The organism is Phenylobacterium sp., assembly GCF_036563285.1.
Lineage (GTDB): Bacteria > Pseudomonadota > Alphaproteobacteria > Caulobacterales > Caulobacteraceae > Phenylobacterium.
In genome coordinates this window covers 1423127-1448091 of record NZ_DATCMR010000011.1, presented here as the reverse complement: position 1 = coordinate 1448091, position 24965 = coordinate 1423127, and the positions used below count along the sequence as shown (strand labels likewise).

Here is a 24965-nt window from a genome sequence, read left to right as displayed (position 1 = left end):
GGGTTCGCAAACGCGCGTTTCAAGCCTTGGTTCGGCTAAGCTCAAAATTGTGCGTTTTCACCTTTTCCGGTGTGACCCAGGCGACACTTGAAGGCCCATAGGGGGCAAATCCTTCCAGCCGGCCGGCGTAGGCGAAGAGCAGGCCCAGACAGGGGTGGGCGGCGACCACGCTGAAGCGGTAGGTCCCTTCCCGGGCGAAGGCGCGGGCGCGGATCCGCGGCGCGAGGCTTCGTAGCATCGGAATCGGTTCCGAGCCGCCAACCGACGAAGCGCCACCGGAAGCCGGCCGCAATGGGCCCCGCTTCGAAGGTGAAGGCGGCGGGCCCGAAGCGCTCCTCGAACTGCCCGGGTTCGTCGCCGCGGGACAGACGCGAGGAGAACCGCACGCCGCCGAAGGTGCGGGTCCAGGTCTCCCCCCGCGCATCGGTGGCGATGCGCACGGTGATCTGCGGGTATCTGCCAGGCTGGGGGAGGCCCAGCAGCCGCCGGCCAAGCCTGAGCGGCCAGGCGCACGAACCACGGGCGCGCCCCCGCCCGTGCAGCGTCGCGGCGGCGCCCCCATGCACTTGCGTCACTTCCGCAGGCAGGGCGGCGAAGCGCTGGCCCAGCACGCGAGCGAATAGGCCCCTTGCGTCGTCGCCTAACCGCTCGGCGCCGGTGCGGATCGGCAGGCCAGCGAGCTCAGCGACGATCTCCTCCAGCGAAACCAGGCCCACGCAGACGACGGCGCCGGACCCTTTGAGGCGCCGGTCCTTCAGGCCCCGGAGCACAGCGGCGGCCGCCGCCACAGGTACGGTCGGGCCGGCGTTCGCCTCAGCGACTAGGGACCAGCGGGCGACGTTGGGCGCACCGTCTGCCGACTTGCCCTCGGCTACGACGACCATGCCGCCACGATCGGATCCCAGCGACTCAAGGAGCCCGGCGGCGGCGCGCAGTATCCGCGCGAGAGGCTGCAGGCTGCGGACCAGTCGCAGGCGGACGGGCCAGCTGAGCAGCCAAAGCGCCAGGTGCATCACCGGCAACTCGAGGCCGGCCAGGAACAGGGCGTCGCGGCGGGGCGCGAACCGCTGGGGCAGGAGGTCGAGGTCGGGCGTTTCGCAAAGCGACACCCAGCGGCGGCCAAGCCCGGCAATGGTGACGCGCCGCGGGCCGCTCCATCCCGGCCGCGTCCTCCAGCGGCCCCCTTCGAACACCCGCACCGGCCGGCCGACATAGGACAGGATCGCCCGCACAACAGAAACGCCCCGCGGCGCTCGCGCGCCGGGCGAGATAGCGACGGTGACGCGATCGATTTCGCGCCAGCCGCGGGTCAGGGCGTCCAGCGCCGCATGGCTGAGCGCCGGGGTCGAGCTGGCCCCGGTGACCGCCAGGACCCCGGCCTCGCGGGCGGCGACATCCAGGGCGGCAGGGAATGTGGCCACGAAGTCGCGCGCGTCCGCAAGGTCGACATAGTGAGCGCGGCAATCGATAGCGGCCTGCGCGAGACGAAAGTCGCTCCCCTGGAAGGGCCCGGCGGCGTCCACCACGGCCCAAGGCCTCAGCGCCGCCAGCTGCTCGGGCGCATTGCGGTCAAAGACCACCGTCTCAAGCCCGCCCAGCTCCGCGGCGAGCCCCCGCAGGCGCTCGGCGCGGCGCGCCGCGAGGACCAGGTCCACGTCGGGCCAGCCCGCCAGCAGCCCCGCCAGGCGGGCGCCGAACGCGCCCGTGGCGCCGACCAGGACGATGCGCCTCATGACCGGCTGGAGGGGGGATCGAGCAGGAAGCGGGCGCGGACCTCAGGCGTGGGGACCATGCAGGCCTGACGCTTGCCCATCAGGCGGTAGCGGTTGCGCGCCAGCCCGCCGTATGCGGCGTCGCGCCAGGATTTCGGGATGTAGCGGGCGAGGGCGAGCCAGCGCCACGGCGCCGGCAGTCGCCGGGCGAGCGCGATCACCGCGTCGGAGGCCTCCAGCGGCTGGCCCCGGTCGAAGAACAGGAAACTGGTGGGGTTCTCCAGGTCGAGGCCGTAGCGGCCGGCGATCAGCTGGCCGAATGGCGACTGCAGCGGGGTGAAGCGCACGTCGCCCCTGCGGTCGAGCCTGAGGAACAGCTGCACCGAGCCAGAGCAGAAATTGCAGACGCCATCGAACACCCACAGGCCGTCGAGCGCATCGGCCTGGGCCATCAGGCGGCGAGCGGCGACGTCACCACAAGGAACCCCGCGCCCTGCTTGCTGAGGTGATCGATCTCGAAGCGGGCGCAGAGCCTGGGGAGCCACCAGGAGGCGGGCTCCTGGATCAGGTGCGCGTTGCGACCGTCCGGCAGGAATTTCTTCGCCGGTCCGGTGTGGACGGTGAAGAAGCCGCGCTTGATGGTGATCCGCCGCAGCTCGTCCAGAACGGCGTCCAGCCGGTCGGGCTCCACATGCTCCAGGACGTCGATGCAGCAGACCAGCTCCGCCGGCTGCGGCTCGCCGTATTCCGGAAAGGCCGGGTCATAGGCCCGGTACTCGATCTCCGCGCCAAGGCTGTCGAGCGCCTCCTTCAGACGGCGCTTGCCCGCGCCGTAGTCGAATACGGTAGCGATCCGGAACTGGTCGATAACCTGCTTGACCAGAGGGGCGTACATGGTGGCCGCCTTCCCGTATTCGGGATCGGCGTGCATCTGGCGCTGAAGCGCCTGATACCCCTCGGAAATCTGGCCGGACACGCTATTCCTATAGAACGAGGCCGCTCAGGCCGCCATCCGGGCCTTGAACACCCCATCGGGCAGGTTGGCGGCGCGGGCCGGGTGGATGAAGAAGTAGTCCTTCCAGTCCAGGCCCTCGACCACGCTGGTGCGCTCCTCCAGCCGGTGGCCGTCGAGGGCGAACATGCGGTAGCCGCGGGCGCGGAACAGCTCGACCACGTCCTCCGCCGAGCCGCCGAAGCGGGCCTGCAGCATGGTGGGGTGGATCTCCAGCAGGACGTGGGGGCGGTCGCGGTCGAGCACGCCCCTGGCGCCTTCCAGGGCGCGCTGCTCGGCGCCTTCGATGTCCATGCGGATGAAGTCGACCTGGTCGATGCCGTGCTCGCGGCAGTAGTCGTCGAGGGTGATCACCGGCGTGGGCTGCAGCTCCAGGCCCTGGTCCTCGAGGTCCGGGCGGGCGGGGCCGTTCGGGGCGGTCTCGGCCACGAAGGCGTAGGCGCGGCCCATGCGGCCCGAGGTCTTCTTGGGCGTGACCAGCAAGAGCTCGCCGGGCTTGTCCGCGACCGCGGCGTGCACCGGGGTCACGCGGTCCGCGATGCCGTGCCAGGCCATGCAGGTCTTCAGCACCTCGAAGGCGAAGGCCGAGGGCTCGAAGGCGTAGATGCGGGCCTTCGGCGCCACCTGGGTCATGACGTAGGAGTGGCGCCCGTCGCTTGCGCCCACGTGCAGGCACACCGGCGAGCCGGAGAGCAGGTCGGCGAGATAGGGCGTCTCGGGCTCGTGCTTGGCCCAGCGCTTGTTCCGCTTCCACGCCCGGAAGGCGTGGCCCAGCACGCGTAGCGAAGGCATGGGGTTGGTCCTCTCCTGCGCCCTGCCTTTAAGCGGCTTCGCGCATCACCGTCATCATGTAGTTCACGTCGGCGTCGCCGGACTGCTTCCAGCGGCCGGAGAGGGGTTCAAACACAACGCCGTAGGGTCCGTCCACGACGACGGGCTCGGCGGACAAGAAGCCGCGGATTTCCTCGGGCTTGAGGAACTTGTTCCAGTCGTGGGTGCCGGCGGGCAGCCAGCGCAGGATGTACTCGGCGCCGATCTTGGCCAGCGCCAGCGCCTTCAGGGTGCGGTTCAGGGTGGCGACGATCATCAGGCCGCCGGGCTTCAGGAGCTTCGCACAGTCACGCAGGTAGGCGCCCGGGTCGGCCACGTGCTCGATTACCTCCATGTTGAGGATCACGTCGAACGGCGGCTCGCCGGCGGCCAGGAGGCCCTCGGCGGTGGAGCAGCGGTAGTCGATCCGGAGCCCCTGCTCGGCCGCGTGGGCTTGGGCCGTGCCGATGTTGCGTTCGGAGGCGTCGACGCCCACCACCTCGAAGCCCAGCCGGCTCATCGGCTCCGAGAGCAGGCCTCCGCCGCAGCCGATGTCCAGCAAGCGCAGCCCCTCGAACGGCCTGCGCGCGGTGGCGTCGCGCTGGAAGCGGTAGAGCGCCTGGTCGCGGATGAAGGCCAGCCGCACGGGGTTGAACCGGTGCAGGGGCGCGAACTTGCCGCGCGGGTCCCACCATTCGGCGGCGATCTTCGAGAACCGCTCGACCTCGGCGGCGTCGATGGAAGAGGTCGTCATGACCTCAGCGTATCAGCACGACTTCCACGTCCAGGTCCAGTTCGGCCCACGCCCGGTCGGCTGTGAGGACGGGCAGGCCAACCATCTCGGCCAACGCCAGGCAGGCACGGTCACCGAGCGATAGACCAAGGCTGCGGGTGGAGGCTCGCAACGTGCCGGCGCGGAGAGCAGCCGTCTCGTCGAAGGGGATCACGTCAATCCCCAGTTCGGCGGTCGTGGCCACCGCCGCTTCGACCGGAACACCGCGATCAATGAGCCGGGCAATGACCTCGGCCAGGTTCACCGCCGATACCCGCGCGCCCTCCACGGCGGAAGACACGACCTCCTCGCCCGGTTCGCTCAGCAGTCGAGCGAGCACTGCGGATGCGTCGAGGACTACATCAGCCATCTTCGTGCCGCGCAGCCTCGGCTCGCCTGTCCGCGATGAGTTCGTCAGACGCGAGGGCGCCCTCCTTCCATTTGTAGGGTGCGAGCCTCTCGTCGATCCTGCGCCACGCCGTCGCCGTGCTGATCAGCTTGAACTCGTCGCCTTCAAGACGGGCCAAGACGGCGCCCCGCCCTTGGATCCCGAACGCCTCGCGCACGGCGGGCGGCAGGACGACCGAGCCGTCGTCGCGAACCACGAGCCGGTAAGCGCCGCGACCGCGGTCCTGTACGTCCCGTTCCACGAGCGGGCCGCGGAAGGGCCTCTGGGGCTCGGCGAATCCCGTCACGGCCTCTTCGCCGCGGCTGAGCTTGTCGGCCTCCAGCACATTGCGCACGTGCTGGTAGCGTTTGCCGAGGAGACGGGCGATGTCGGCGCGAGGGTAGCCGGCGGCGGCCAGGGCCCTGATCTTGTCCGAGATGGTCAGGTCCGACGCGACGATCGCCGCGGCGCTGAAGTTGTCCATGAGCCACCTAGTTAGGTATGTAGGTAGTTAGGTCCTGGAGCGCCGCCGAGTCAAGCCCGTTGTGCAGCGCACTAGCCGCCGCTAGAAGGGCGCGCTCTTCAAAGGGGGATCGGCGCGGGTGTCCCGGCTGGTTATGAAATTCGGCGGGACGTCGGTGGCGGACCTGGAGCGGATCCGCCGGGTCGCGCGCCTCGTCAACGCCGAGGTGGAGGCGGGCCACAAGGTGGCCGTCGTGGTCTCCGCCATGGCCGGCAAGACCAACGAGCTGGTGGCCTGGACCGACGGCGCGGGCCCTGCCGGCGGCAACCTGCCGGCGTCGGACGACGAATACGACGTGGTGGTGGCTTCCGGCGAACAGGTGACCGCAGGCCTCCTGGCCATGACCCTGCGCAACATGGGGCTGATGGCCCGGTCCTGGCTGGGCTGGCAGATCCCGATCATCGCCGACGACGCCCACGGCCGGGCCCGAATCGACGACATCCCGCCGGAAAAGCTGGCCGCCGCCCTCGACGAGGGCGAAGTGGCCGTCATCGCCGGCTTCCAGGGCGTCACCCGCGACGGCCGCATCGCCACCCTGGGCCGCGGCGGCTCCGACACCAGCGCAGTGGCCGTGGCGGCCGCGCTGAAGGCCGAGCGCTGCGACATCTACACCGACGTGGACGGCGTCTACACCACCGACCCCCGCATCGAGGGCAAGGCCCGCAGGCTGGCCAAGATCTCCTACGAGGAGATGCTCGAGATGGCGTCGCTCGGGGCCAAGGTCCTGCAGACCCGCTCGGTCGAGCTCGCCATGGCCCAGGGCGTGCCGGTGCGGGTGCTTTCAAGTTTCGTCGAGCCCGGCGAGGCCCCCGGACAGGGCACCATCGTCTGCGACGAGGAGGAGATCGTGGAAAAGCGGATCGTGAGCGGCGTAGCCTACAGCCGCGACGAGGCGAAGGTCAGCCTGTTCGGCCTGCCCGACCATCCCGGCGTCTCGTCGGAGATCTTCGGCGCCCTGGCCGACGCCAACGTCAACGTGGACATGATCGTCCAGAGCCACTCGCGCCGGGCGGACACCGCCAATATGGAGTTCACCGTCGGCAAGCGCGACGCCGCGCGCGCCGTGGAGATCGTCAAGGCCGCCCAGCCGAAGATCGGCTTCGAGGACATCCAGGTGAACGACGACGTCGCCAAGGTGTCGGTGATCGGGGTCGGCATGCGCAGCCACGCGGGGGTGGCGAAGACCATGTTCAAGGCGCTGGCCGAGAAGGGTGTGAATATCCAGGTGATCTCCACCTCGGAGATCAAGATCAGCGTGTTGATCGACGCGGCCTATACCGAGCTTGCCGTGCGGGCCCTGCACGCCGCGTACGGCCTGGAACAGCTCTGACCCCAGTTCCCTCCCCTCCTGGGGAGGGCGACTCGGCGAAGCCGAGCGGGGTGGGATAGGCCACAACCTCATTGCCTGCGGCGCGATCCACCCTCCCCAGGCGGGGAGGAAATAACTTCGAGCCCGTGTCGGATACGGCGGCGCCGCCACGTCCTCGGGTCAAACCGGAGGACAAACCCATGACGGCCATCAGCATCCCCTCCCGGTCCGGGCCCACGGCCGCCGCATGGGCCGGCTGGACCCTCACCGGGCTCGTCACCGCCTTCCTGATCATGGACGGGACCATGAAGGTCCTGCAGCTGCCGATCGTGGTCTCCACCACCCAGCAGCTGGGCTACGACCCCGCGATCATCCTCCCGCTCGGGATCGGCATCCTGGCCATCGCGGCGCTCTACGCGGTTCCGCGGACGGCCGTGCTGGGCGCGCTGCTGCTGACTGCGTTGCTTGGCGGGACGGTCGCGACGCACCTGATCGCCGGCAATCCACTGGTCAGCCACGCGCTGTTTGGGGTGTACCTCGGCGTCGCCGCCTGGGGCGGGCTCTGGCTGCGGGAGCCGCGGCTGCGGGCGCTGCTGCCGCTCAGGCTCTAGGCGCGGCTCGCCGAACCGGTCAGCCGGCACGAAGCCCAGGTCCCGACCAGCGCCAGCGGGACCACGCTGAGGAAGATCCAGACGGACGAGGCCCGCGCGCTCGCCTCGTCGAGCCCCGAGGAGAACCCCACCAGATTGGCCGCCACGCCCGAGATCGCCGCCCCCGCCGCGGCTCCGGTCTGGCGCACTGCGGTGATCGCCGAGGAGCCGATGGCGCGGTCCTCGTCGGACAGCGCCGCCAGCACCCGCCGGCCCATGAAGCTCCAGGAGAAGCCGAAGGCAGCGCCCATCAGCGCCCCGCCGACCAGCACCCAGGCCAGGTGGCCGTCCGCCAGGGTGGCCGCGAGGACGAAGAGGCTGACCACCAGCATCACCGCGCCCCACCGGGTCCAGCGGGCGTCCCAGGCGCCGCTCACGTGGGCCACGGCCAGGGCCGCGAGGGTCCAGGCGAGCGACTCCACGCCGATCACGTAGCCGGCCCAGAGCGGCGTCATCCCACGCAGCTCCTGCAGGATCGGCGGCGCATAGATCGCGAAGCCCATCGACGCGGCGGTCAGCCAGAACATGGCCGCGTAGCCGGCGCCCACGACGGTGGTCATGTCTCCGGCGCGGTGCGGCAGCAGCCGGACCTTCGAGCGGTGGTCGATCCACAGCACCAGGCCGAGGATGGCGATCCCTGCCACCACGAGGGTGAGCGCCAGCGGTGCGCCCGGCGTGATGTTGGCCACCGCGATGGCGGCGACGCCGGCGCCGAGGACCGCGAGCTGAAGCCAGGGGATGCCAGGGCCGCCCGCGCTCTTGGACGAGCCCTTCAGCAGGAATGGGGCGGCCAGGCTGAACGCCCCGGCCTGCAGAGCGAACAGCCAGAACACGTCGCGCCAGCCGCCCACCTCCAGCACCAGGCCGCCGAACAGCGGACCCAGCAGGGTGGCGATGCCCCAGACGCCGGAAACGGAGGCGAAGACGCGCGCCAGGTGCCGCTCGGGGAACAGGAGGGCGATGGCGACCATGGCGAAGCCGGATATCCAGCCCGAGCCCAGCCCCTGGATCAGCCGTCCAGTCAGGAACACGCCGACGTCGGGCGCCAGCGCGCTCATCACGCAGCCGGCGGTCATCACCAGGCCTGCCAGGGCCGTGGCGGCGCGCAGGCCGAACATCTCGGAGAGCCGCCCGGCGCTGGCGCCCGCCAGGATGGCGCCGACCAGGAACCCTGCCGTCGCCCATGCGAAATAGGCGTAGCCGCCGAGGTCGGCGCCCACGTTGGGCATGATGGTCGCGGTGACCAGGCTGTCGGCCGCGTTGAGCCAGACGCCCAGGCAGATCAGCGCGAAGCGCGGGAAGCGCCCCTCGCCGAGCAGGTCGCCCCAGCTCTTCGATCCCTGTGCCGACTCGGTCATCTCGCCGCTGCCCCCTCAAGCGGGGCCGTACATAGGGGAGTGCCGCGGGATCTACAATTTCCCGTAGTTATTCTATGGGTTTAGCGCTTCGCCGCCGCCGCCCCCGGCGGCTGGACCTTGAAGCCCGGATACCAGTGGGTGGCGGTCCCGCCGGTGACGTACCAGGCCAGCACCAGGGCGCAGATGAGCGCGCCCGGCACATAGGAGTTGGTCCGCCGGTAGGTGAAGGCGGCGATCGCCCCCACCATGGCCAACAGCGGCACGAACTGGATCGCCACGATGGTGTTGAGCGGCTCCTTCGGGGTGGCCAGCACGCCGGTGGAGAACAGCGTCGCGTACTCCCAGACCAGCAGCACCACGAAGCCCAGGCACATGGCGACCTTCCAGGTCGCGATCTGGGTCAGGAAGCCTTCGCCCTTCACGGCCAGGTTGGCGCATAGAGCCCTGAGCGCGATCAGAAAGAAGACGGCCCACAGCACGACGTAGGGCAGGGCCATGACCGCGTGGCGGCCGTCGAGCGGCTTCAGGCCCAGGACCCAGAAGCGGTAGTCGGTCTTGAACGCCGCATCGACCAGCACGAGCGAGAGGTAGCCGACGGCGACGGTGGCCAGCGCGATCAGCACGGCCGGGAGCCAGCGGGTCGTGAACGCCGGCTTGCCGCACCGCAGGACGAAGCTGAGCGCGAGAGTGATCAGGCCGTTGAGCAGCGCCCAGACCAACAGCTGGTTGTGGATGTACTGCGGGAAGATCTGCATGGGCGCGAACACCTGCCCGAGCTCCATCAGCGGGAAGTAGGTCACCGCGGGCACGGCGGCGGTCAGAACGAACGCCAGCCACCACTTGCCGCCGCGGCGCTCGGCCGTGGGTTGCGCGGGCTGGGCAAGACCGGCGAAGACCGGCAGGCCCAGCAGCAGCTCGAAGGTCCCCAGCAGCAGGTAGACGAAGCCCACGAAGGCGATGAGCGTGCCGATCTCCTTCCATAGCCAGATCTGCTCGCCCGGCGGCTTCGGAGAGGCGGCGCCCGGCAGGGTCTTTTGGAACCAGTCCACCGCTGCGCCCACGCCGGAGCCGGAGAAATGCTCCCAGGGGTGGGTGATCGGCGGGTTGACCAGGACCTTGGCTGTGCCGTCGGGAATCGAGCCGTAGACCTGGTTCTCGACCACCGGCCCGGTCACGCCGAACAGCTTCTGCAGGCGCTTGGAGTTCTCGATCTCGGAGCCCTTCGGCACCTGCCACATCAGGGGGGCGAACTCGTCGAACTGGCCGAACACGACGGCGAGGTTCCGGGGCGACTCCGGAGCCGCGCCGCCGAGCAGCCGCGGGGTCGAGCCTTCCAGCACGATGGCGCGGTAGCCGTCGGGCTGGCTGAGGGCTGCGGCCATCACCGGCCCCCCGCCCATGGAGTGGCCTTCCATGCCGATGGCGGCCTTGTCGACGAACGGCAGGCTCTGCAGGTAGCGCAGCGCCGCGGGGCCGCCGAGGTCCTTCTGCTGGCCGACCGCGCCTTCCGAGTAGCCGTGGCCGGTCATGTCCATGGCGAGCACCACGAAGCCGCGCCGCGCCAGCTCGATGGCGAACGGGCTCTGCATCTCGCGGGTGTTGATGTAGCCATGGCTTACCAGCACCGCCGGCGCGGGCCGGGCCGCCGTCGCAGTGGATGGCACATAGAGCAGCGCGCTCTGGGTGACCCCGTCTCCAGCAAAGCGGACGTCGCGGACTTTCACCCCGCCCGCGGTCTGGATCAGGTGGGCCAGCAGGCTCCCCACCAGGATCAGCGCCACGCCCAGCGCAAAGAAGCCCCATTTCCGCAGCATCGCCGTCCCCCCGGAACCTTTGTTTGGACGGACGATGGGCCGCCGCGCGGCAAAGCTCAAGCATCCCGCTCGTGCGGCCGGAAGCTCGGGCGGGGGCGGCGTGTTCGCGCGCTCGCCTCGGCTCCGCATGCGGGCCGGGCGCCGCGCGTCACGCCGAACACGCGCATTCGTGCTCGTCCGAGCAACGCGGCTCTTTTCGTCTCCGTTCAGACACGTAATGCTGCTAGGAGGCCGCCGGGACAGGGAGGCGAACGCCGGACGTGGCGATACCTGGGGTTGCAATTCGGGGTCAGCGGAGCCTGCTGCGGCAGATCCGCGAGGCGTTGGCCGGCGGCGGGCCCGCCCAGGCGCGCCTGGACATGGTCGTGCGCATCATCGCGCGCTCCATGGTCGCCGAGGTGTGCTCCCTCTACTTGCGCCGCGCTTCCGCCGACATGGAGCTGTTCGCCACTGAAGGGCTGGACCCCAGCGCCGTCCACGTCACCCGCATGAAGCCGGGCGAGGGCCTGGTCGGCGAGATCATGCGGCTGGGCCGCCCACTCAACCTGGCCGACGCCCCCGAGCACCCGGCCTTCTCCTACCGGCCAGAGACCGGCGAAGACCCCTACCACGCGTTCCTCGGCGTCCCGCTGCTGCGCGGTGGCCGCTCGATCGGCGTGCTCGTGGTCCAGAACCGTACCGAGCGCGTCTACACCGAGGACGAGGTCGAGGACCTGCAGATCATCGCCATGGTGCTGGCCGAGATGGTCGCCGGCGGCGAGCTGATCGGCGAGGACGAGCTCAAGGGCGTCGAGCTCGCGCCGCACCGGCCTGAACGGCTGAAGGGCTCCAAGTTCGCCGACGGCCTGGCCTTTGGCGTGGCGGTCCTGCACGAGCCGCCGGTCGCCCCGTCCCAGCTGCTGTCGGACGACGTGGTGGCCGAGGAGCAGCGGCTGAAGACCGCCGTGGCCAGCCTGCAGGCCCAGATCGACAATATGCTGGAGGGCCAGCACGGCCTGGTCGAGGCCTCCTACGAGGTGCTCGAGACCTACCGCATGTTCGCCCACGACCGGGGCTGGAACCGCAGCCTGGAGGACGCGGTGCGCAACGGCCTCACCGCGGAAGCCGCGGTCGAGCGGGTGCGCTCCGAGCACCGGGCCCGTCTGGGCCAGGCCCGCGACCCCTACCTCCGCGAGCGGCTGCACGACCTCGAGGACCTCAACGACCGGCTGCTGCGCCACCTGTCGGGCGATGGCCACGTGGCCCGCGAGCTGCCCGAGAACGCCATCCTGATCGCCCGCAACCTCGGCCCGGCCGACCTGCTGGAATACGACCGCACCAAGCTGCGCGGCCTGCTCCTGGAGGAGGGCTCGGCGGCAAGCCACGCGGCGATCATCGCCCGCTCGCTGGACATTCCCTGCGTCGGGCGCCTGGCGGGGCTGCGCGACCGGGTCTCCGAAGGCGACCCGGTGATCGTCGATGCGGAGACCGGAGAGGCCTACCTGCGGCCGCGGGGCGACGTGGTGAAGGCGATCCTGGCGCGGATGGACATGCGCTCCCAGCGGCGGGCGGAGTTCGCCAAGCTGCGCGAGACGCCGGCCTTCACCCGCGACGGGGCCAAGGTCACCCTGCTGATGAACGCCGGCCTGGACGTGGACCTCGACATCCTGGGCGAGACGGGCGCGGAGGGCATCGGCCTGTTCCGCACCGAGTTCCAGTTCATGGTCGCCGAGGAGATGCCGCGCTTCAACGCCCAGGCCGCGCTCTATGGGCGGGTGATGGACGCCGCCGGCGACCTGCCGGTGACCTTCCGGACGCTGGATCTGGGCGGTGACAAGGTGCTGCCCTACCTGGAGGCCGAGCGGGAGGACAACCCGGCGCTCGGCTGGCGGGCCATCCGCATGGGGCTGGACCGCCCCGCCCTGCTGCGGCTGCAGCTGCGGGCCCTCATCGCGGCGGCGCGCGGCCGGCCGCTCAGGATCATGTTCCCGCTGGTGGCCAGCTGCGACGAGTTCCGCGCCGCCCGCGCCCTGGTGGACACCGAGGTCGCCTGGGCCCTGCGCCGCGGCCGCAAGGCGCCGACACGACTGGACGTGGGCGCGATGATCGAGGCGCCCTCGGTGATCTGGCACCTGGACGCGCTGCTGCCCATGACCGACTTCGTCAGCGTCGGGACCAACGACCTGTTGCAGTACATGTTCGCGGCCGACCGTGGGAACCCGCGGGTCGCCGACCGCTTCGACACCCTGTCGCCGCCGTTCCTCCGCGCCCTGCAGTCGATCCAGGAGGCCTGCGCCGAGACCGGCACGCCGGTGAGCGTCTGCGGCGAGATGGCCGGCCGCCCGCTGGAGGCCTTCGCCCTGGTGGCCCTGGGCTTCGACCGCCTGTCCATGCCGCCGGCCGGCGTGGGGCCGGTGAAACAAATGGTGCTTTCCTGCGACCGCGAGGCAGCGCGGCGCGGGGTTTCTGCGTTGTTGAACCGCGGGGCCGGCTCCGTGCGCAACGAAATTGAAACCTTGGCGCGCAAAATCTACCTGGCGGTCTAAGAGGTGAGTCTTGCCGGACGTGACCGATCACCGCATTGAGCACGACCTGGACGCGTGTCACCCTTCAACCACCTCAAGAATTCCGACAGTTCCGGCCGCCGAAAACGGTCGCGCGGAATTCCACGCACCCCAGACTCGGGAGTGAGAGTGGCCATGCCGCTCGATACGGTGGGAACGTCCGAAGAAGAGCTGGCCACGCGGCTCATCGGCCAGCCCGAGCCGCCTGAGTCCTCCGCGCCCAACGTCTATTCCGGCGCCAACGTCGGCGAAGCCCTGAGGCTGGTGCGCGAACACCAGGGCCGGACCCTGGAGGAAGTCGCCGAGAGCACGCGCGTGCGCCGCGCCTACCTGGCGGCGATCGAGGAGCTGCGGCTGGAGCAGCTGCCCTCGCGGCCGTTCACCATCGGCTACATCCGCTCCTACGCGGAAGCCCTGGGGATCGACCCCGAGGAAGCGGTCTACCGTTTCAAGGCCGACGAGCCGGTGCTCGACGAGCCGCTGCGCGAGCCCGTGGGCGTCCACGACGACCGTGACCCGCGGCTGTCGGCCCTGATCGCCGGCGGCGTCGTCATCCTCGGCGCCATCGTACTGTGGAACGTGGCGCAGCGCGCGATGGTGGAGAGCGCCCCGCCGCCGCCGACGGCGTCGGAACAGGCGACCGCCCAGGCCCTGCTGGCCACCAAGGCCGGTCCGGTATCGCTGGGCGCGCCGCTGCCCCCGCCGGTGGAATCCACCACGCCCGCCGCCTACGAGACCCCCGGCCTTGCCGAGGCCGGTCCGGACGGCATGGGCAACCTGGCCCCGCCGGCCGTGCTCGGCGTGACGGCGCCCGACGCCCCGCCGCCCGACATCTCGTCCCTGCCGCCGGTCTTCTCGCCGAAGGGCAAGGTCTACGGCGCGCCTGCCGACAAGCCGTCGCTGGTCACCCTGCAGGCGCTGCGCGGCGCCGCCCTGATCATCCGCGGGGCGGACAACTCGGTCTATTTCGCCCGCCAGCTCAGCAAGGGCGAAGCCTACCGGGTGCCGGCCATCGGCGGGCTGGTGATCGACGTCTCCGATCCCCTGGCGTTCCAGGTGTTCGTGGGCGCCCAGTCCAAGGGCTTCCTGCCCGCGCGGCAGGCGTCCGCCTCCGGCCTGGCCGGCGCTCCCGCGACGCGGCCGGTGGTGACCGCCCGAGCGCCCGCGCCCGGCGCGGCCGCGCCGCGCCCGGCGGCGCCCGCACCCGCCGCGCCGGCCGCGCCGAGGCCCTGACCGCGCGTCGCAGTTGGGAAACGGCGGCAAACCGCCTATTTTCGCTCTGTCATGACCGCTGAAGCCCACACCGCCGTGCGTCCCTGGCGTGCGATCGACCGCCGGCCGAGCCGCAAGATCCGCGTGGGCTCCGTGGAGGTGGGCGGCGACGCCCCGATCACCGTCCAGTCGATGACCAACACCGTGACGGCCGATGCGGCCGCCACCATCGACCAGATCCGCCAGCTGGAAGAGGCCGGCGCGGACATCGTGCGCGTGTCCTGCCCGGACGAGGATTCCACGGCCGCCTTCAGGACCATCGCCCGCGCGGCCAAGGTCCCGCTCGTCGCTGACATCCACTTCCACTACAAGCGCGGGATCGAGGCCGCCCAGGCCGGCGCGGCCTGCCTGCGGATCAACCCCGGCAACATCGGCTCACCCGACCGGGTGCGCGAGGTGATCCAGGCGGCCCGCGACCACGGCTGCTCCATGCGCATCGGCGTCAACGCGGGCTCGCTGGAGCGGGACCTTCTTGAAAAGTACGGCGAGCCCTGCCCGCAGGCCATGGTGGAGAGCGCGCTTTCCCACGCCCGCATCCTGCAGGACCACGACTTCCACGAGTTCAAGATCAGCGTGAAGGCCTCCGACGTCTTCATGACCGTGGCCGCCTACCAGATGCTGGCCGAGGCCATCGACTGCCCGCTGCACCTCGGCATCACCGAGGCCGGCGCGCTGCGCACCGGCACGGTGAAGTCCGCGATCGGCATGGGCTCGCTGCTCTGGGCCGGGATCGGCGACACCATCCGCGTCAGCCTGGCGGCCGACCCGGTGGAGGAGATCAAGGTCGGCTTCGACATCCTGAAGTCGCTAGGCCTGCGCCACCGCGGCGTGAACATCATCGCCTGCCCGTCGTGCGCGCGGCAGGGCTTCAACGTCATCGAGACCGTGACGCAACTGGAGCAGAGGCTGGCGCACGTCTCGACCCCGATCAGCCTGTCGATCATCGGGTGCGTGGTGAACGGGCCGGGCGAGGCGCTGATGACAGACGTCGGCTTCACCGGCGGCGGCAAGGGCGCGGGCATGGTCTATCTGGCCGGCAAGCCGGACCACAAGATGGACAACGCCGGCATGGTCGATCACATCGTCGAGCTGGTCGAAGCCAAGGCCGCCGAGATCGAACGGGCGAAGGTGCTGGAAGCGGCGGAATAGGTGGCGCTCAAGCTGGACCACGTGACCGTGCTGGTGGGGTCGCTGGAGCGGTCGATGCCGTACTACGACACGCTCCTGCCGTTGCTGGGCTTCACTAAGACCCGGGACCACAACTGGACGGACGGCGACGGCTTCTACTTCCAGTTCCGCGAGGCGAAAGCGGGGCTCCCGGGTTACGAGCGCTATGGCGCGGGCATGAACCACCTGGGCTTCGCCGCGCCCAACGAGGCCGCTGTTCTGGCTGTGCGCGACGGCATGCGGGCGGCCGGCTACGACGCTCCGGAGGTGCAGGAGCTGGGCGGCGCCAAGGCGCTGTTCATGAAGGACGCCGACGGAATCCGGTTCGAGATCACCTGCTATCCACCTGGCGTTCCGCCCGTCGGGTAGGGCGATTTCGGGAAAGGTGACGCCGGCGTCACCCTTGCACCCGTTCCGCAACCGCGGTTAGGTGGCGCTCCACTTTTGGAGGGACGAGATGTCGGCTGACGGCAAATGGAAAGTCACCATCAACACGCCGATGGGCGCCCAGACGGTGAACGTCGACATCGCCACGAGCGGTGACACCTTCACCGGCAAGACCGAAAGCCCGATGGGCTCGCAGGATGTCTCCGGCAAGGTCGACGGCGACAAGCTCACCTGGAGCAGCAACATCACCAACCCCATGCCAATGACGCTGGAGTTCGAAGCCACTGTGTCCGGTGACACCATGACGGGGAACGTCAAGCTCGGCGCGTTCGGCAACGCCCCGCTGAAGGGCGAGCGCATCGGCTAGGCCCCGTCCACGGTCCAAGAAAAAGGCCCGCCTCGGCGACGAGGCGGGCCTTTGTCGTTCCAGACGACGGAATGCTTACTTGCTCGGGTTCACCGAGTTGGCGGCGTCGGCCACCGCGCCGCCGGCCGTCGCTGCGCTGTCGGCGACGCTCGAGGCCGCGCTGCTCACCGCATCGGTGCGAAGCGCGTCGTTGCGGTTGGCGTTCAGCAGGAAGAAGGCGACGATCGCCACCAGCGCCAGGACGGCGATGCCGATGAGCACGCCGCCCATGCCGGAGCCGCCGCGGTCGACGTAGGTCGTGCCGCCGGTGTCGCGCTCGATCACGTGCTCGCGCGTCCCATCCGGCCGTTCGGTCACTCGTTCGGTAGCCATTTCATAGTTCTCCACGTGTCACCTGCGCCGTAACCCCCAGGCAGGCTTGAGTGTTCCACCGACCGTTTGGCTTCCGAGCGGCGGGACGCTAGAGGAAGCACCCTCAATCCCAGGCGGTTCCCCCTTGCGACTCCCCCAGGCCCGGCTCGATCAGGTGCTCGATCGCTTCCGCGAAGTCGAGGCGCGCATGGGCGCGGCCAGCGATGGGGCGGAGATCGTCCGGCTCTCGAAGGAGCACGCCGAACTGCGGCCTGTCGCGGAGGCCGTGCAGGAGCTGGAGCGGGCCCGCGCCGAGCTGCCGGAGCTCGAGGAGATGGCAAACTCCGGCGACGAAATGGCCGCGCTGGCCCGCGAGGAGCTGGAGGTGCTCAAGGAGCGCCTGCCGCAGCTGGAGCACCAGGTCGCGCTGCTGCTGGCGCCCAAGGACCGCGACGAGAACGCCTCGGCGATCCTCGAGGTCCGGGCCGGCACCGGCGGCGACGAGGCGGCGCTGTTCGCCGGCGACCTCTTCCGAATGTACCAGCGCTACGCCCAGACCCGCGGCTGGCGAGTGGAGGTCGAAAGCGCGTCGGAGGGCGACGCTGGCGGCTACAAGGAGATCATCGCCTCGATCACCGGCGACGGCGTGTTCGGCCGGCTGAAGTTCGAGAGCGGCGTGCACCGGGTGCAGCGGGTGCCCGACACCGAGGCCCAGGGGCGGATCCACACCTCGGCCGCGACCGTGGCGGTGCTGCCGGAGCCGGAGGACGTGGAGATCGAAATCCGCGACCAGGACATCCGCATCGACACCTACCGCTCCTCGGGGGCGGGCGGCCAGCACGTGAACAAGACCGACTCCGCCGTGCGCATCACCCACCTGCCCACCGGCATCGTGGTGACCTCGTCCGAGAAGTCGCAGCACCAGAACCGGGCGCGGGCGATGAAGAACCTGCAGGTCAAGCTCTACGACCAGCAGCGCCAGGCGCTGGACTCCGCCCGAGCCGACGCCCGCAAGAGCCAAGTGGGCTCGGGCGACCGCTCGGAACGCATCCGCACCTACAACTTCCCGCAGGGCCGGGTGACGGACCATCGGATCAACCTGACCCTCTACAACCTGCCCAAGATCATGGAAGGCGAGGCGCTGGACGACGTGATCGAGCCGCTGATCGCCGAGGACCAGGCCGCGCGGCTGGCGGCGCTCGAGGACGAATTCAGCTAGGCGCCGAAGCGCTCGCGGTAGTCGCTGGGCGCCACGCCCATGTGGCGGCGGAACGCGCGGCGCAGGTTCTGCTCGTCGGCGAAGCCGCAGGTGCGGGCCACGTCCTTCAGGCTGGCGGCGCCGGTCTCCAGCCGGCGGCGCGCCTCCTCAAGCCGTAGCTTGGCGACGTAGGCCGCCGGGGTGACGCCTAGCTCGGCCTTGAAGCGGCGTGAGAAGTTGCGCGGGCTCATGCGGGCCTCGCCGGCCAGACGCTCCAGGGACAGGTCCTCCTCCAGCCGGTCGAGCATCCAAAGCTGGAGCTGCCCGAAGACGTCGCCGCGGCGCTCGGCCTCCAGGAAGCGGCTGAACTGCCCCTGCCCGCCTGGCCGCTTGCGGTAGATGACCAGCTCCTGCGCCACGCCGACGGCGGTCGCCTTGCCCCAGTCGCGCTCCACCAGCTCCAGCGCAAGGTCCATGCCGGTGGTGACCCCCGCCGAGGTGAACAGCTTGCCGCTCTCCACGAAGATGGCGTCGGGCTCCACCTCGCAGGCGGGCGCCATCTTTGCCAGTCGCTCGCAGGCCCCCCAATGGGTGGTGGCCCGGTGGCCGTCCAGCAGCCCGGCGCGGGCGAGGATCAGCGACCCCGTGCAGACCGACCCCAGGCGGCCCACCTTCGGCGCCATGGCCCGCAACCAGTCGAGCAGCGCCTCGTCCTTCCAGGCCGCAAAGCAGCCGATGCCGCCGGCCACCATCAAGGTCTCGCAGGCGTCCACCTCCGTGAACGGCCGGCGCGCAACGATCTCCAGACCGTTGGACATCCGCACCGGACCGGCCTCGGCGGCGACCACCTCCACCTCGTAAGCCGGCTCGTTGCGGCCCCAGGTGTCGGCCAGCCAGCGGGTAGCGCGGGAGAACACCTCCAGCGGGCCGGTCACGTCCAGGATCTGGGCGTCGGGAAAGGCCAGCATGACGACGCGGTGGGTCATGTGGCCACGCTAGGCCGCAGATTGGCGGGCCTGCAACGATGTTGGCCGGATTTGACCGCTCAGCGTCTTCCCCGCCACAGGGGTTTTGCAAGGTTGCCGACCTGCCGACGCGTGTCGCGCCAGAGGATCCCTGCGCCTTTGCGGAAGCCGACGAAGGCCAGCCCCACGGTGTCGGCCATGGCCGCGCCCCGCTCTCCCATCGGCCGTGGTGCGCCCACGGTGGTGTCTACGGCGGTCTGGTGCTCGATCTCGGCGTTGAGCTCGGCGCCCACCAGCACGGTCATCACTGAGAACCAGATCCACGTCATGAAGCCGATCACCGCGCCCAGTGACCCGTAGGTCACGTGGATGCGGGCGATGTTGTTGACGTACCAGGAGAAGCCCAGCGAGCCGCCGACCCAGACGATGGAGGCCAGGACCGCGCCGAAGCTGACCCAGCGCCAGCGCGCGCGCCGCCGCGAGGGTCCGTAGCGGTAGATGATCGCAAAGGCCCAGGAGGCCAGGCCCAGCAGCAGCAGCCAGCGCAGCGGGATCAGGATGCGCACGGCGCCCGGCCAGCCTTGCAGGAACAGCGGGAGGGCCACCAAGATGGCCGTCGTAGCGATCATGAACAGCAGCGCCGCGGCGGTGAACCCGTAGGTGAGTGGCCGGCGAAGGGCGAAAGGCCGCTTCTCTTTCTCGTTGTAGGCCACGTTCAGGCCATCGAAGAGCGCGCCCATGCCGGCGTTGGCCGTCCAGAGCGAGAGCAGCAGGCTGACCAGGAAGGCGCCGGAGAGGCTGGCCGGCCGCTGCGTCGCCAGCCGCATCATCTGGTCGCCGACGATGGAGAGCACGTCGCGGGGCAGGAAGCCGGCCAGCTCCGCCAGCTGCTTGGAGACCGTCCCCACGTCGGCGAACAGGCCGTAGATCGAGACGAAGGCGCCGATCGCCGGCACGATCGCCACCAGCATGTAGAACGTCACCCCGCCCGCCACCTGCGGCAGCCGGTCGTGGCCCACCTCGCGGTAGGTGCGCCACAGGATGTCCTTCCAGCCCCTGTAGGGGATCCTAAGCGGGTGGGTGGCCAGCCGGCCGCGGCCCGGCTCAAGCTCCTCGAAGCAGTCCGGGTCGGCGGTCATCTGCTTGGAGAGTCCCGGGCGCGGGCGGGTGTGGGCGTGCACCAGCATGGCGCCGAGGGCGGCCATGCCGGCCCACGGCGCGGCTGCCAGCAGCAGGCGGGCCAGGCCGCCGCCGCCGCGGGACGTCTTTGCCGGCGCGGCCTTCGCCACCTCGCGCGTTCCTCCTCAAGGCTCCGCTTGCGGGCAAACCCCGGGACTGCGGCCTCCGTTCCGCTTGTCCAGGGCCGCAGCATACGGGTACAGCGCCGCGGATGAACGGGCACGTCGCGGCGATCTACAGGCATCCGGTGAAGGGCTTCACGCCCGAGGCGATCGATCATGCCGACCTGAGGCCGGGGGAAGGATTTCCCCATGACCGGATCTTCGCGGTGGAGAACGGCCCTTGCGGCTTCGACCCGGACGCGCCCGTCTTCGTGCCGAAGACCAAGTTCACCGTGCTGATGGGCCTGCCGAAGGTGGCGGCGGTGCGCACCCGCTACCACGAGGACACCGGCGCCATGTCGGCCCAAGCCCCCGGCGTCGAGCCGATCGTGGCCGACATGACCGGGGAGGCCGGCCGCGAGGCCTTCGCCGCCTGGCTCGCGGAGGTTTTGGGCGAAGAGGTCCGCGGCCCTCTGAGGGTGATTCAGGCGCCGCAGAGCTGGCGCTTCACCGACCACCCGCTCGGCCAGGTCTCGATCATCAACCTGGCGAGCGTCGCGGACCTGTCGCAGCGCATGGGCGTCGAGCTGGACCCCCTGCGCTTCCGGGCGAACGTCTATGTCTCGGGGTGGCCTGCTTGGGTGGAGAACGACTGGACCGGCAGCCGCCTCATGCTGGGCTGGGCCACCGCCCAGGTTTTCAAGCCGATCGTCCGCTGCGCCGCCATCCACGTGAACCTGGAGACGGCGCAGCGCGACCTGGAGATCACAAAGGCGCTGTTCGACAACTACGGCCACATGAACTGTGGGATCTATGTGCACGTGACCGCGCCGGGCCGCGTAAGCCTGGGCGACGCCATCACCGCGCCCGACGTCGCGCGGAAGCCGCAGGAGGAAGGTGAATGGGCCTGAACCTCGTGCAGGCCTGGAGCCAGGCCAAGCAGCGGCTGGAAGCCGCCGGGCTCGCCGGCCCGGTCATCGACGCCCGCCTGCTGGTGGAAGCCGCGGCCGAGGCGACGCGCACCGACATCGTCACCGATCCGTACCGAGCGCTCACACCGGAACAGGAGGCGCGGCTCGCCGACTATCTCGCCCGGCGTGAGAGGCGCGAGCCGGTGAGCCACATCCTCGGCCGCCGGGGCTTCTGGAAGATCATGCTGCAGGTGACGCCGCACGTACTCACGCCGCGGCCCGACACCGAGACCGTCATCGACGTCGTCCTGAAGGACTTTCCGGAGCACGCGCCCTGGTCGGTCCTGGACCTCGGGGTGGGCTCCGGCGCGATCCTGCTGGCGATCCTCGCGGAGCGGCCGGCGGCGAAAGGACTGGGGATCGACGTCTCGGAGGAGGCGCTGGCGGTGGCGCGGGACAACGCCGCCCACCTGGGGCTCGCCGGGCGCGCAGCCTTCTTCCGCGGCGACTGGACCGCCGGGCTGGGCTCCGAGAGCTTCGACCTGGTGGTCTCGAACCCGCCATATATCGCCAGCGACGTGATCGAGACCCTGGAGCCCGAGGTGCGCGACTACGAGCCCCGCATCGCGCTCGAGGGCGGGGCGGATGGGCTGGACGCCTACCGGACGCTCGCGCCCGAGATCCTGCGGGTGCTGAAACCCGGCGGCCGCTTCGCAGTGGAGATCGGCTTCGACCAGAAGGCGGCCGTGGAGACCCTCTTCCGCGAGGCCGGGGCCCGCGACCTGCGTACGGTCAAGGACCTTGCCGATCGGGACAGGGTTGTCGCGGGTTCCAAATAGCCCTTGGAATCTCGGCGTTTCGTCGCTACTTGTACGGTCGTCTCCACCCAATCGCCGGCTTCTGGTTGACGCGCCCGCAAGAAGGACGCCCACCCGGCCGGCAGGCGCGACGCTTCTTCAAAAAAGCAGCCTCTCGCTGAAGAGCTTCCGGGCGGACGACGGGGAACACCTAGCGTCTTCAATCCGCCAGCGGGCCAGGGGCCCGATCCGAAGCTGAAGGCTAGGCGACCTTAACCGAAGGTCCGCTCAAGGAAGAGCTAAACGGTCAAGAGATAATGAGAGATTTCAAGGGTATGAAGCGTCAGCGCGGCCGCAATCGCGGCGGTGGCGGCGGCGGCAACAAACAGCCGCAGAACGCGAACCGGGCGTTCGATTCCAACGGTCCGGAAGGCGTCAAGGTCCGCGGCAACGCCCAGCACGTCTTCGAGAAGTACCAGCAGCTCGCCCGTGACGCGAACGCCGCCGGCGACCGCGTGCTGGGTGAGAACTACCTGCAGCACGCCGAGCACTATTTCCGCCTGCTGCGCGCCATGCAGCCGCAGCGGCCGGCGTCCGAGATCCTCGGCCGCGATCAGTTCGCCTCCGGCTTCGATATCGATTTCGAGGACGAGGGCGCCCAGGCCCAGGCCGAAGCCGCCGACGACGCGGCCGCCGAGGCCCAGCAGAACCAACCGGAAGGCCAGGAGAACGGCGAGCCCCGCGGCGACCGCTGGGAAAACCGCAACCGCGACGACCGCAACCGTGACGGACGCGACGGCCGTGACCGCGAAGGCCGCGACCGCGAGAACCGCTTCGAAGGCCGCGATGGCGGCGGCGGCGGCGGTGGTGGCCGGCGCGACCGCTGGCGCGAGCGCGACGACCGCAACCGTGGCGACGACCGCCCGCGGGGCGGCGACGATCGTCCGCGCGGCGGCGACGATCGCCCGCGCGGCGACGACCGGCCACGCGCCGACCGAGACGACCGCAACCGCGACGACCGTCCCCGCTTCGACCGAGACCGGGACGACCGGCGCGAGCGCGATCCGATGCCGGTGGTCGAGCCGCAGGGCTCCAACTTCGGCGGCGAGGAGCGTCCCGCCCCCGTCCTGCGCGACTCCGAGGGCGGGGAGAGCCAGGCGCCGGCCTTCCTGCAGGCCCGCACCGAGCCGCGCGACGGCGATGACGAATCGGGCGGCGGCGGCGGCCGGCGCAGCCGGCGCAGGCGGCCCCGCAGCTTCGATGGCGACGGCGGCGGCCCACCCGCCAGCGAGCCGGAAGAAGCCTGATAAGCCGAGGGCCCGCGGAGCGATCCGCGGGCCCTTCGCTTAGAAGCGGTAGCCTAGGCCGACGCGGATGTTGCGGCCGGGCAGCGGGGCCAGGTCCTTCAGGAACGAGGCGTGCTCGCGCGCCTCCACGTCCGTCAGGTTCCGCCCGTCCACGAACAGCTTCAAGTCCCGGTCCTTCAGCGGCCGGAATGTGAGCATGGCGTTCAGCTGGGTGTAGCCGTCAGTGGGCAGCTCGAAGGCCGAGACGCGGTCCTGGCCGCCCACGCGGCGGATCTCCAGCCGACCGTCCCACCAGCCGCCGTCAAACAGGCCGCGCACCGTCGCCGACCAGGGCGGAATCCGGGCCGGCGGCCCAAGGTCGGTCTCGCCCCGCACGTAGTCGGCGGCGGCCTCCAGGGTGAAGCCCCGCTCCCCTTCCCGCCACAGCTTCAGCGAGGTCTCGGCCTCGGCCCCGTGGAAGCTGGCGTCGGTCTGCATGTAGCGGAAGACGGGCAGGCCCGCCTCTTCGGCGCCCGTGGGCGCGAGCTCGATGAAGCCGTCATAGCGGACGGCGAACAGGTGCACGTCGGTGTCCCAGGCGGAGGAGCCATAGTGAAGGGTGGCGTCCAGCGAATAGGAGACCTCCTGATCAAGGTCCGGGTCGCCGATCTCGAAGCCGCGGGTGGCCGGGTGCGGGCCGTTGGCGAACAGCTCCTCCTGCGCCGGGGCGCGGCTGGTGCGGGAGCCGGAGAGGCTGAAGAACCATCCCTCGGCCGGCCGCACGAACCCGGCCAGCGAAGCCGAGACATTGGTGAAGGCCCGCCCGCCGGGCAGGCTCTCGAGCGTCCGTCGGTCGAGCCGAAAGCCGCCCTCCACGCCCCAGCTGTCGCGGTCGTAGCGTTGCAGGGTGAAGGCGCCCCACTCGGTCGTGCGCGTCGGCGGGACAAGCGCCTCCTCGCCCTGGGCGTCGAAGTCGCGGCTGAGCGCCTGTAAGCCGACCGCCCCCTGCCAGCCGCCCCGGTCGGGCTGCACCAGGTCGAGACGGGCCTCCCACCCTTGCGAGAAGAAGCGGGTCGCGGGCGTCCCGCCCTCCAGCTCCACGTGGGTGTAGTCGGCGTAGCCGCCGGCGAAGCGGACGGTGTCGAAGGGGCCGAGTCCCAGGCGGTATTCGCCGCGCAGGTCGTAGCGGGTCTGCTCCAGCTGGATCGAGACGCCGCCCTCCTCCTCCTCGTGCTCCTCGTGGACGTGGCCGGGGACGCCGTAGGTGGTCTCGGTGCGCTTCACGGAGGCGCCGAAGTGGCCGCGCTCGCCGATCCAGGAGACTCCTGAACCGAAGGAGTCCAGTTCGGTGGCGGTGTTCTCGACGACGGAGTCGAGGGGGCCCGGCCATTCCTCGCCGTCGGCGTCCATCAGGCGGCGGGACTCGGGGTGGGTGGGGACCTGGTAGTCGTCGCTCTGCCGACGGGTGGCGTCGAGGGTGAGGACCCAGTCTCCAAGGCCGGCGCGGACGGCGCCGGAGAGGAGCCGGCCCTCGTCGACGGTGGAGCCGCTGGCCAGCAGGCGGCCTTCGAAGCCATCGACGCGGTGCGTGGCGATGCGCTCGTCGATGACGTTGACGATGCCGCCGATGGCCGAGCCGCCGTAGGCCAGCGCGGACGGGCCGCGGAGCACCTCGATGCGCTCGGCCTCCTGGGGGTCGGTGGCCACGGCGTGGTCGGGGGAGAGCGCACTGGCGTCGACCTGGCCCAGGCCGTTGGAGAGCACCAGGACGCGCGGGCCGGCGAGGCCGCGGATCACCGGGCGGCTGGCGCCCGGGCCGAAGAAGGTGGAGCGGACGCCGGTCATGCCGGAGAGCACGTCGCCCAGCCCGCCGACCGGCGCGGTGTCCAGGGCCTCGCGTTCGACGACGGCCACGCTGGTGGTCGCGGAGTCCAGGGACACGGCGTAGGGCGCCGCGGTGACGACGACTTCGGAGACTTCCGGGTGCTGGGCCTCGGCCGCGCCCGCCGAGAGGGCGAAGAGGCTGGCCGCCAGGAACAGGATGCTGCGTCGCATGACCGCCAGAGTGTTACAAGATAACAGACGTGTTATGA

The 24965-nt window shown here is 70.5% G+C and carries 24 protein-coding genes and 1 pseudogene; 11 read left to right on the top strand and 14 right to left on the bottom strand.

What is annotated here, in order from left to right; all coding sequences use genetic code 11:
- Positions 1 to 19: 19 nt before the first annotated feature.
- From VIL76_RS17995 to VIL76_RS17960, 8 genes and pseudogenes are all read right to left on the bottom strand, one after another.
- A complete protein-coding gene (locus VIL76_RS17995; RefSeq protein ID WP_332046419.1) occupies positions 20 to 238 on the bottom strand; it encodes a DUF4166 domain-containing protein in 219 nt (72 codons plus the stop codon).
- A gap of 1183 nt (positions 239 to 1421) precedes the next feature.
- Positions 1422 to 1733: pseudogene (locus VIL76_RS17990) on the bottom strand (saccharopine dehydrogenase NADP-binding domain-containing protein); the annotation flags it as partial.
- Positions 1730 to 2164 (bottom strand): thiol-disulfide oxidoreductase DCC family protein, encoded by a 435-nt coding sequence (locus tag VIL76_RS17985; RefSeq protein ID WP_332046418.1) that lies wholly within the window; start codon positions 2162 to 2164, stop codon positions 1730 to 1732. The pseudogene VIL76_RS17990 and the gene VIL76_RS17985, both read right to left, overlap by 4 nt.
- Positions 2164 to 2688 (bottom strand): class I SAM-dependent methyltransferase, encoded by a 525-nt coding sequence (locus tag VIL76_RS17980; protein ID WP_332046417.1) that lies wholly within the window; start codon positions 2686 to 2688, stop codon positions 2164 to 2166. The genes VIL76_RS17985 and VIL76_RS17980 overlap by 1 nt, the downstream gene beginning before the upstream one ends.
- A gap of 24 nt (positions 2689 to 2712) precedes the next feature.
- Positions 2713 to 3516, bottom strand: a complete 804-nt coding sequence (locus VIL76_RS17975) for an FkbM family methyltransferase (protein WP_332046416.1) — start codon at positions 3514 to 3516, stop codon at positions 2713 to 2715.
- A gap of 28 nt (positions 3517 to 3544) precedes the next feature.
- Entirely contained in the window at positions 3545 to 4288 is a 744-nt protein-coding gene (ubiG, locus tag VIL76_RS17970; protein ID WP_332046415.1) for a bifunctional 2-polyprenyl-6-hydroxyphenol methylase/3-demethylubiquinol 3-O-methyltransferase UbiG, read from the bottom strand.
- 4 nt (positions 4289 to 4292) lie between these two features.
- Positions 4293 to 4676 (bottom strand): type II toxin-antitoxin system VapC family toxin, encoded by a 384-nt coding sequence (locus VIL76_RS17965; protein WP_332046414.1) that lies wholly within the window; start codon positions 4674 to 4676, stop codon positions 4293 to 4295.
- Positions 4669 to 5178: an AbrB/MazE/SpoVT family DNA-binding domain-containing protein gene (locus VIL76_RS17960; RefSeq protein ID WP_332046413.1), complete on the bottom strand. Its 510-nt coding sequence runs from the start codon at positions 5176 to 5178 to the stop codon at positions 4669 to 4671. The genes VIL76_RS17965 and VIL76_RS17960 overlap by 8 nt, the downstream gene beginning before the upstream one ends.
- Before the next feature lie 118 nt (positions 5179 to 5296).
- Between VIL76_RS17960 and VIL76_RS17955 the strand changes: the two genes are divergently transcribed.
- The gene (locus VIL76_RS17955) at positions 5297 to 6547 is read left to right on the top strand and encodes an aspartate kinase (protein ID WP_332046412.1); all 1251 of its coding nucleotides are present in this window, start codon (positions 5297 to 5299) and stop codon (positions 6545 to 6547) included.
- Between the two features lie 179 nt (positions 6548 to 6726).
- On the top strand, positions 6727 to 7137 hold the full coding sequence (locus VIL76_RS17950; RefSeq protein ID WP_332046411.1) for a DoxX family protein: 411 nt from the start codon (positions 6727 to 6729) through the stop codon (positions 7135 to 7137).
- On the opposite strand, the gene VIL76_RS17945 is transcribed toward VIL76_RS17950, so the two are convergent.
- Complete coding sequence (locus VIL76_RS17945; RefSeq protein WP_332046410.1) at positions 7134 to 8534, bottom strand: MFS transporter; 1401 nt, start codon at positions 8532 to 8534, stop codon at positions 7134 to 7136. The two genes, VIL76_RS17950 and VIL76_RS17945, sit on opposite strands and share 4 nt — an antisense overlap.
- Before the next feature lie 80 nt (positions 8535 to 8614).
- Positions 8615 to 10348, bottom strand: a complete 1734-nt coding sequence (locus VIL76_RS17940) for an alpha/beta hydrolase (protein WP_332046409.1) — start codon at positions 10346 to 10348, stop codon at positions 8615 to 8617.
- A 260-nt stretch (positions 10349 to 10608) separates the two neighbouring features.
- On the opposite strand from VIL76_RS17940, the gene ptsP reads away from it, so the two are divergent.
- The 5 genes from ptsP to VIL76_RS17915 all read left to right on the top strand — a co-directional run bounded on the left by ptsP (position 10609) and on the right by VIL76_RS17915 (position 16084).
- Positions 10609 to 12873, top strand: coding sequence for a phosphoenolpyruvate--protein phosphotransferase (ptsP, locus tag VIL76_RS17935; protein WP_332046408.1), 2265 nt, complete (start codon positions 10609 to 10611; stop codon positions 12871 to 12873).
- A gap of 153 nt (positions 12874 to 13026) precedes the next feature.
- Positions 13027 to 14124 carry a helix-turn-helix domain-containing protein gene (locus VIL76_RS17930; RefSeq protein ID WP_332046407.1) on the top strand — a complete coding sequence of 366 codons (1098 nt, stop codon included), beginning with the start codon at positions 13027 to 13029 and terminating at the stop codon, positions 14122 to 14124.
- A 51-nt stretch (positions 14125 to 14175) separates the two neighbouring features.
- Positions 14176 to 15312 carry a flavodoxin-dependent (E)-4-hydroxy-3-methylbut-2-enyl-diphosphate synthase gene (gene ispG / locus VIL76_RS17925; RefSeq protein WP_332046406.1) on the top strand — a complete coding sequence of 379 codons (1137 nt, stop codon included), beginning with the start codon at positions 14176 to 14178 and terminating at the stop codon, positions 15310 to 15312.
- The gene (locus VIL76_RS17920; RefSeq protein WP_332046405.1) at positions 15313 to 15699 is read left to right on the top strand and encodes a VOC family protein; all 387 of its coding nucleotides are present in this window, start codon (positions 15313 to 15315) and stop codon (positions 15697 to 15699) included.
- 88 nt (positions 15700 to 15787) lie between these two features.
- On the top strand, positions 15788 to 16084 hold the full coding sequence (locus tag VIL76_RS17915) for a hypothetical protein (protein WP_332046404.1): 297 nt from the start codon (positions 15788 to 15790) through the stop codon (positions 16082 to 16084).
- A gap of 75 nt (positions 16085 to 16159) precedes the next feature.
- Here VIL76_RS17915 and VIL76_RS17910 read toward each other — a convergent pair whose 3' ends face one another.
- The gene (locus VIL76_RS17910; protein ID WP_332046403.1) at positions 16160 to 16456 is read right to left on the bottom strand and encodes a hypothetical protein; all 297 of its coding nucleotides are present in this window, start codon (positions 16454 to 16456) and stop codon (positions 16160 to 16162) included.
- Positions 16457 to 16580: 124 nt separating this feature from the next.
- Between VIL76_RS17910 and prfA the strand changes: the two genes are divergently transcribed.
- A complete protein-coding gene (gene prfA, locus VIL76_RS17905; RefSeq protein ID WP_332046402.1) occupies positions 16581 to 17654 on the top strand; it encodes a peptide chain release factor 1 in 1074 nt (357 codons plus the stop codon).
- Here prfA and VIL76_RS17900 read toward each other — a convergent pair.
- Together VIL76_RS17900 and VIL76_RS17895 are read right to left on the bottom strand one after the other, a co-directional pair.
- On the bottom strand, positions 17651 to 18619 hold the full coding sequence (locus VIL76_RS17900) for a GlxA family transcriptional regulator (protein ID WP_332046401.1): 969 nt from the start codon (positions 18617 to 18619) through the stop codon (positions 17651 to 17653). The genes prfA and VIL76_RS17900 overlap by 4 nt on opposite strands.
- 59 nt (positions 18620 to 18678) lie before the next feature.
- Positions 18679 to 19887, bottom strand: a complete 1209-nt coding sequence (locus VIL76_RS17895) for a YihY/virulence factor BrkB family protein (RefSeq protein ID WP_332046400.1) — start codon at positions 19885 to 19887, stop codon at positions 18679 to 18681.
- Positions 19888 to 19988: 101 nt separating this feature from the next.
- On the opposite strand from VIL76_RS17895, the gene VIL76_RS17890 reads away from it, so the two are divergent.
- The 3 genes from VIL76_RS17890 to VIL76_RS17880 all read left to right on the top strand — a co-directional run bounded on the left by VIL76_RS17890 (position 19989) and on the right by VIL76_RS17880 (position 22893).
- A complete protein-coding gene (locus VIL76_RS17890; RefSeq protein ID WP_332046399.1) occupies positions 19989 to 20789 on the top strand; it encodes an MOSC domain-containing protein in 801 nt (266 codons plus the stop codon).
- Entirely contained in the window at positions 20780 to 21628 is an 849-nt protein-coding gene (gene prmC, locus VIL76_RS17885; protein ID WP_332046398.1) for a peptide chain release factor N(5)-glutamine methyltransferase, read from the top strand. The genes VIL76_RS17890 and prmC overlap by 10 nt, the downstream gene beginning before the upstream one ends.
- Before the next feature lie 293 nt (positions 21629 to 21921).
- A complete protein-coding gene (locus VIL76_RS17880; protein ID WP_414695441.1) occupies positions 21922 to 22893 on the top strand; it encodes a DUF4167 domain-containing protein in 972 nt (323 codons plus the stop codon).
- A 39-nt stretch (positions 22894 to 22932) separates the two neighbouring features.
- On the opposite strand, the gene VIL76_RS17875 is transcribed toward VIL76_RS17880, so the two are convergent.
- On the bottom strand, positions 22933 to 24927 hold the full coding sequence (locus VIL76_RS17875) for a TonB-dependent receptor domain-containing protein (protein WP_332046396.1): 1995 nt from the start codon (positions 24925 to 24927) through the stop codon (positions 22933 to 22935).
- Between the last annotated feature and the right edge of the window lie 38 nt (positions 24928 to 24965).

Excerpts from the sequence above, each read along its gene's own strand:
- ispG (WP_332046406.1), top strand. The coding sequence starts at position 14,176 with ATGACCGCTGAAGCCCACACCGCCGTGCGTCCCTGGCGTGCGATCGAC.
- VIL76_RS17880 (WP_414695441.1), top strand. The coding sequence starts at position 21,922 with ATGAAGCGTCAGCGCGGCCGCAATCGCGGCGGTGGCGGCGGCGGCAAC.
- VIL76_RS17875 (WP_332046396.1), bottom strand. The coding sequence starts at position 24,927 with ATGCGACGCAGCATCCTGTTCCTGGCGGCCAGCCTCTTCGCCCTCTCG.
- VIL76_RS17915 (WP_332046404.1), top strand. The coding sequence starts at position 15,788 with ATGTCGGCTGACGGCAAATGGAAAGTCACCATCAACACGCCGATGGGC.
- VIL76_RS17945 (WP_332046410.1), bottom strand. The coding sequence starts at position 8,534 with ATGACCGAGTCGGCACAGGGATCGAAGAGCTGGGGCGACCTGCTCGGC.
- VIL76_RS17985 (WP_332046418.1), bottom strand. The coding sequence starts at position 2,164 with ATGGCCCAGGCCGATGCGCTCGACGGCCTGTGGGTGTTCGATGGCGTC.
- VIL76_RS17910 (WP_332046403.1), bottom strand. The coding sequence starts at position 16,456 with ATGGCTACCGAACGAGTGACCGAACGGCCGGATGGGACGCGCGAGCAC.
- VIL76_RS17975 (WP_332046416.1), bottom strand. The coding sequence starts at position 3,516 with ATGCCTTCGCTACGCGTGCTGGGCCACGCCTTCCGGGCGTGGAAGCGG.
- VIL76_RS17965 (WP_332046414.1), bottom strand. The coding sequence starts at position 4,676 with ATGGCTGATGTAGTCCTCGACGCATCCGCAGTGCTCGCTCGACTGCTG.
- VIL76_RS17960 (WP_332046413.1), bottom strand. The coding sequence starts at position 5,178 with ATGGACAACTTCAGCGCCGCGGCGATCGTCGCGTCGGACCTGACCATC.
- VIL76_RS17950 (WP_332046411.1), top strand. The coding sequence starts at position 6,727 with ATGACGGCCATCAGCATCCCCTCCCGGTCCGGGCCCACGGCCGCCGCA.
- prmC (WP_332046398.1), top strand. The coding sequence starts at position 20,780 with ATGGGCCTGAACCTCGTGCAGGCCTGGAGCCAGGCCAAGCAGCGGCTG.
- VIL76_RS17940 (WP_332046409.1), bottom strand. The coding sequence starts at position 10,348 with ATGCTGCGGAAATGGGGCTTCTTTGCGCTGGGCGTGGCGCTGATCCTG.
- ubiG (WP_332046415.1), bottom strand. The coding sequence starts at position 4,288 with ATGACGACCTCTTCCATCGACGCCGCCGAGGTCGAGCGGTTCTCGAAG.
- VIL76_RS17930 (WP_332046407.1), top strand. The coding sequence starts at position 13,027 with ATGCCGCTCGATACGGTGGGAACGTCCGAAGAAGAGCTGGCCACGCGG.
- VIL76_RS17900 (WP_332046401.1), bottom strand. The coding sequence starts at position 18,619 with ATGACCCACCGCGTCGTCATGCTGGCCTTTCCCGACGCCCAGATCCTG.
- VIL76_RS17890 (WP_332046399.1), top strand. The coding sequence starts at position 19,989 with ATGAACGGGCACGTCGCGGCGATCTACAGGCATCCGGTGAAGGGCTTC.
- VIL76_RS17995 (WP_332046419.1), bottom strand. The coding sequence starts at position 238 with ATGCTACGAAGCCTCGCGCCGCGGATCCGCGCCCGCGCCTTCGCCCGG.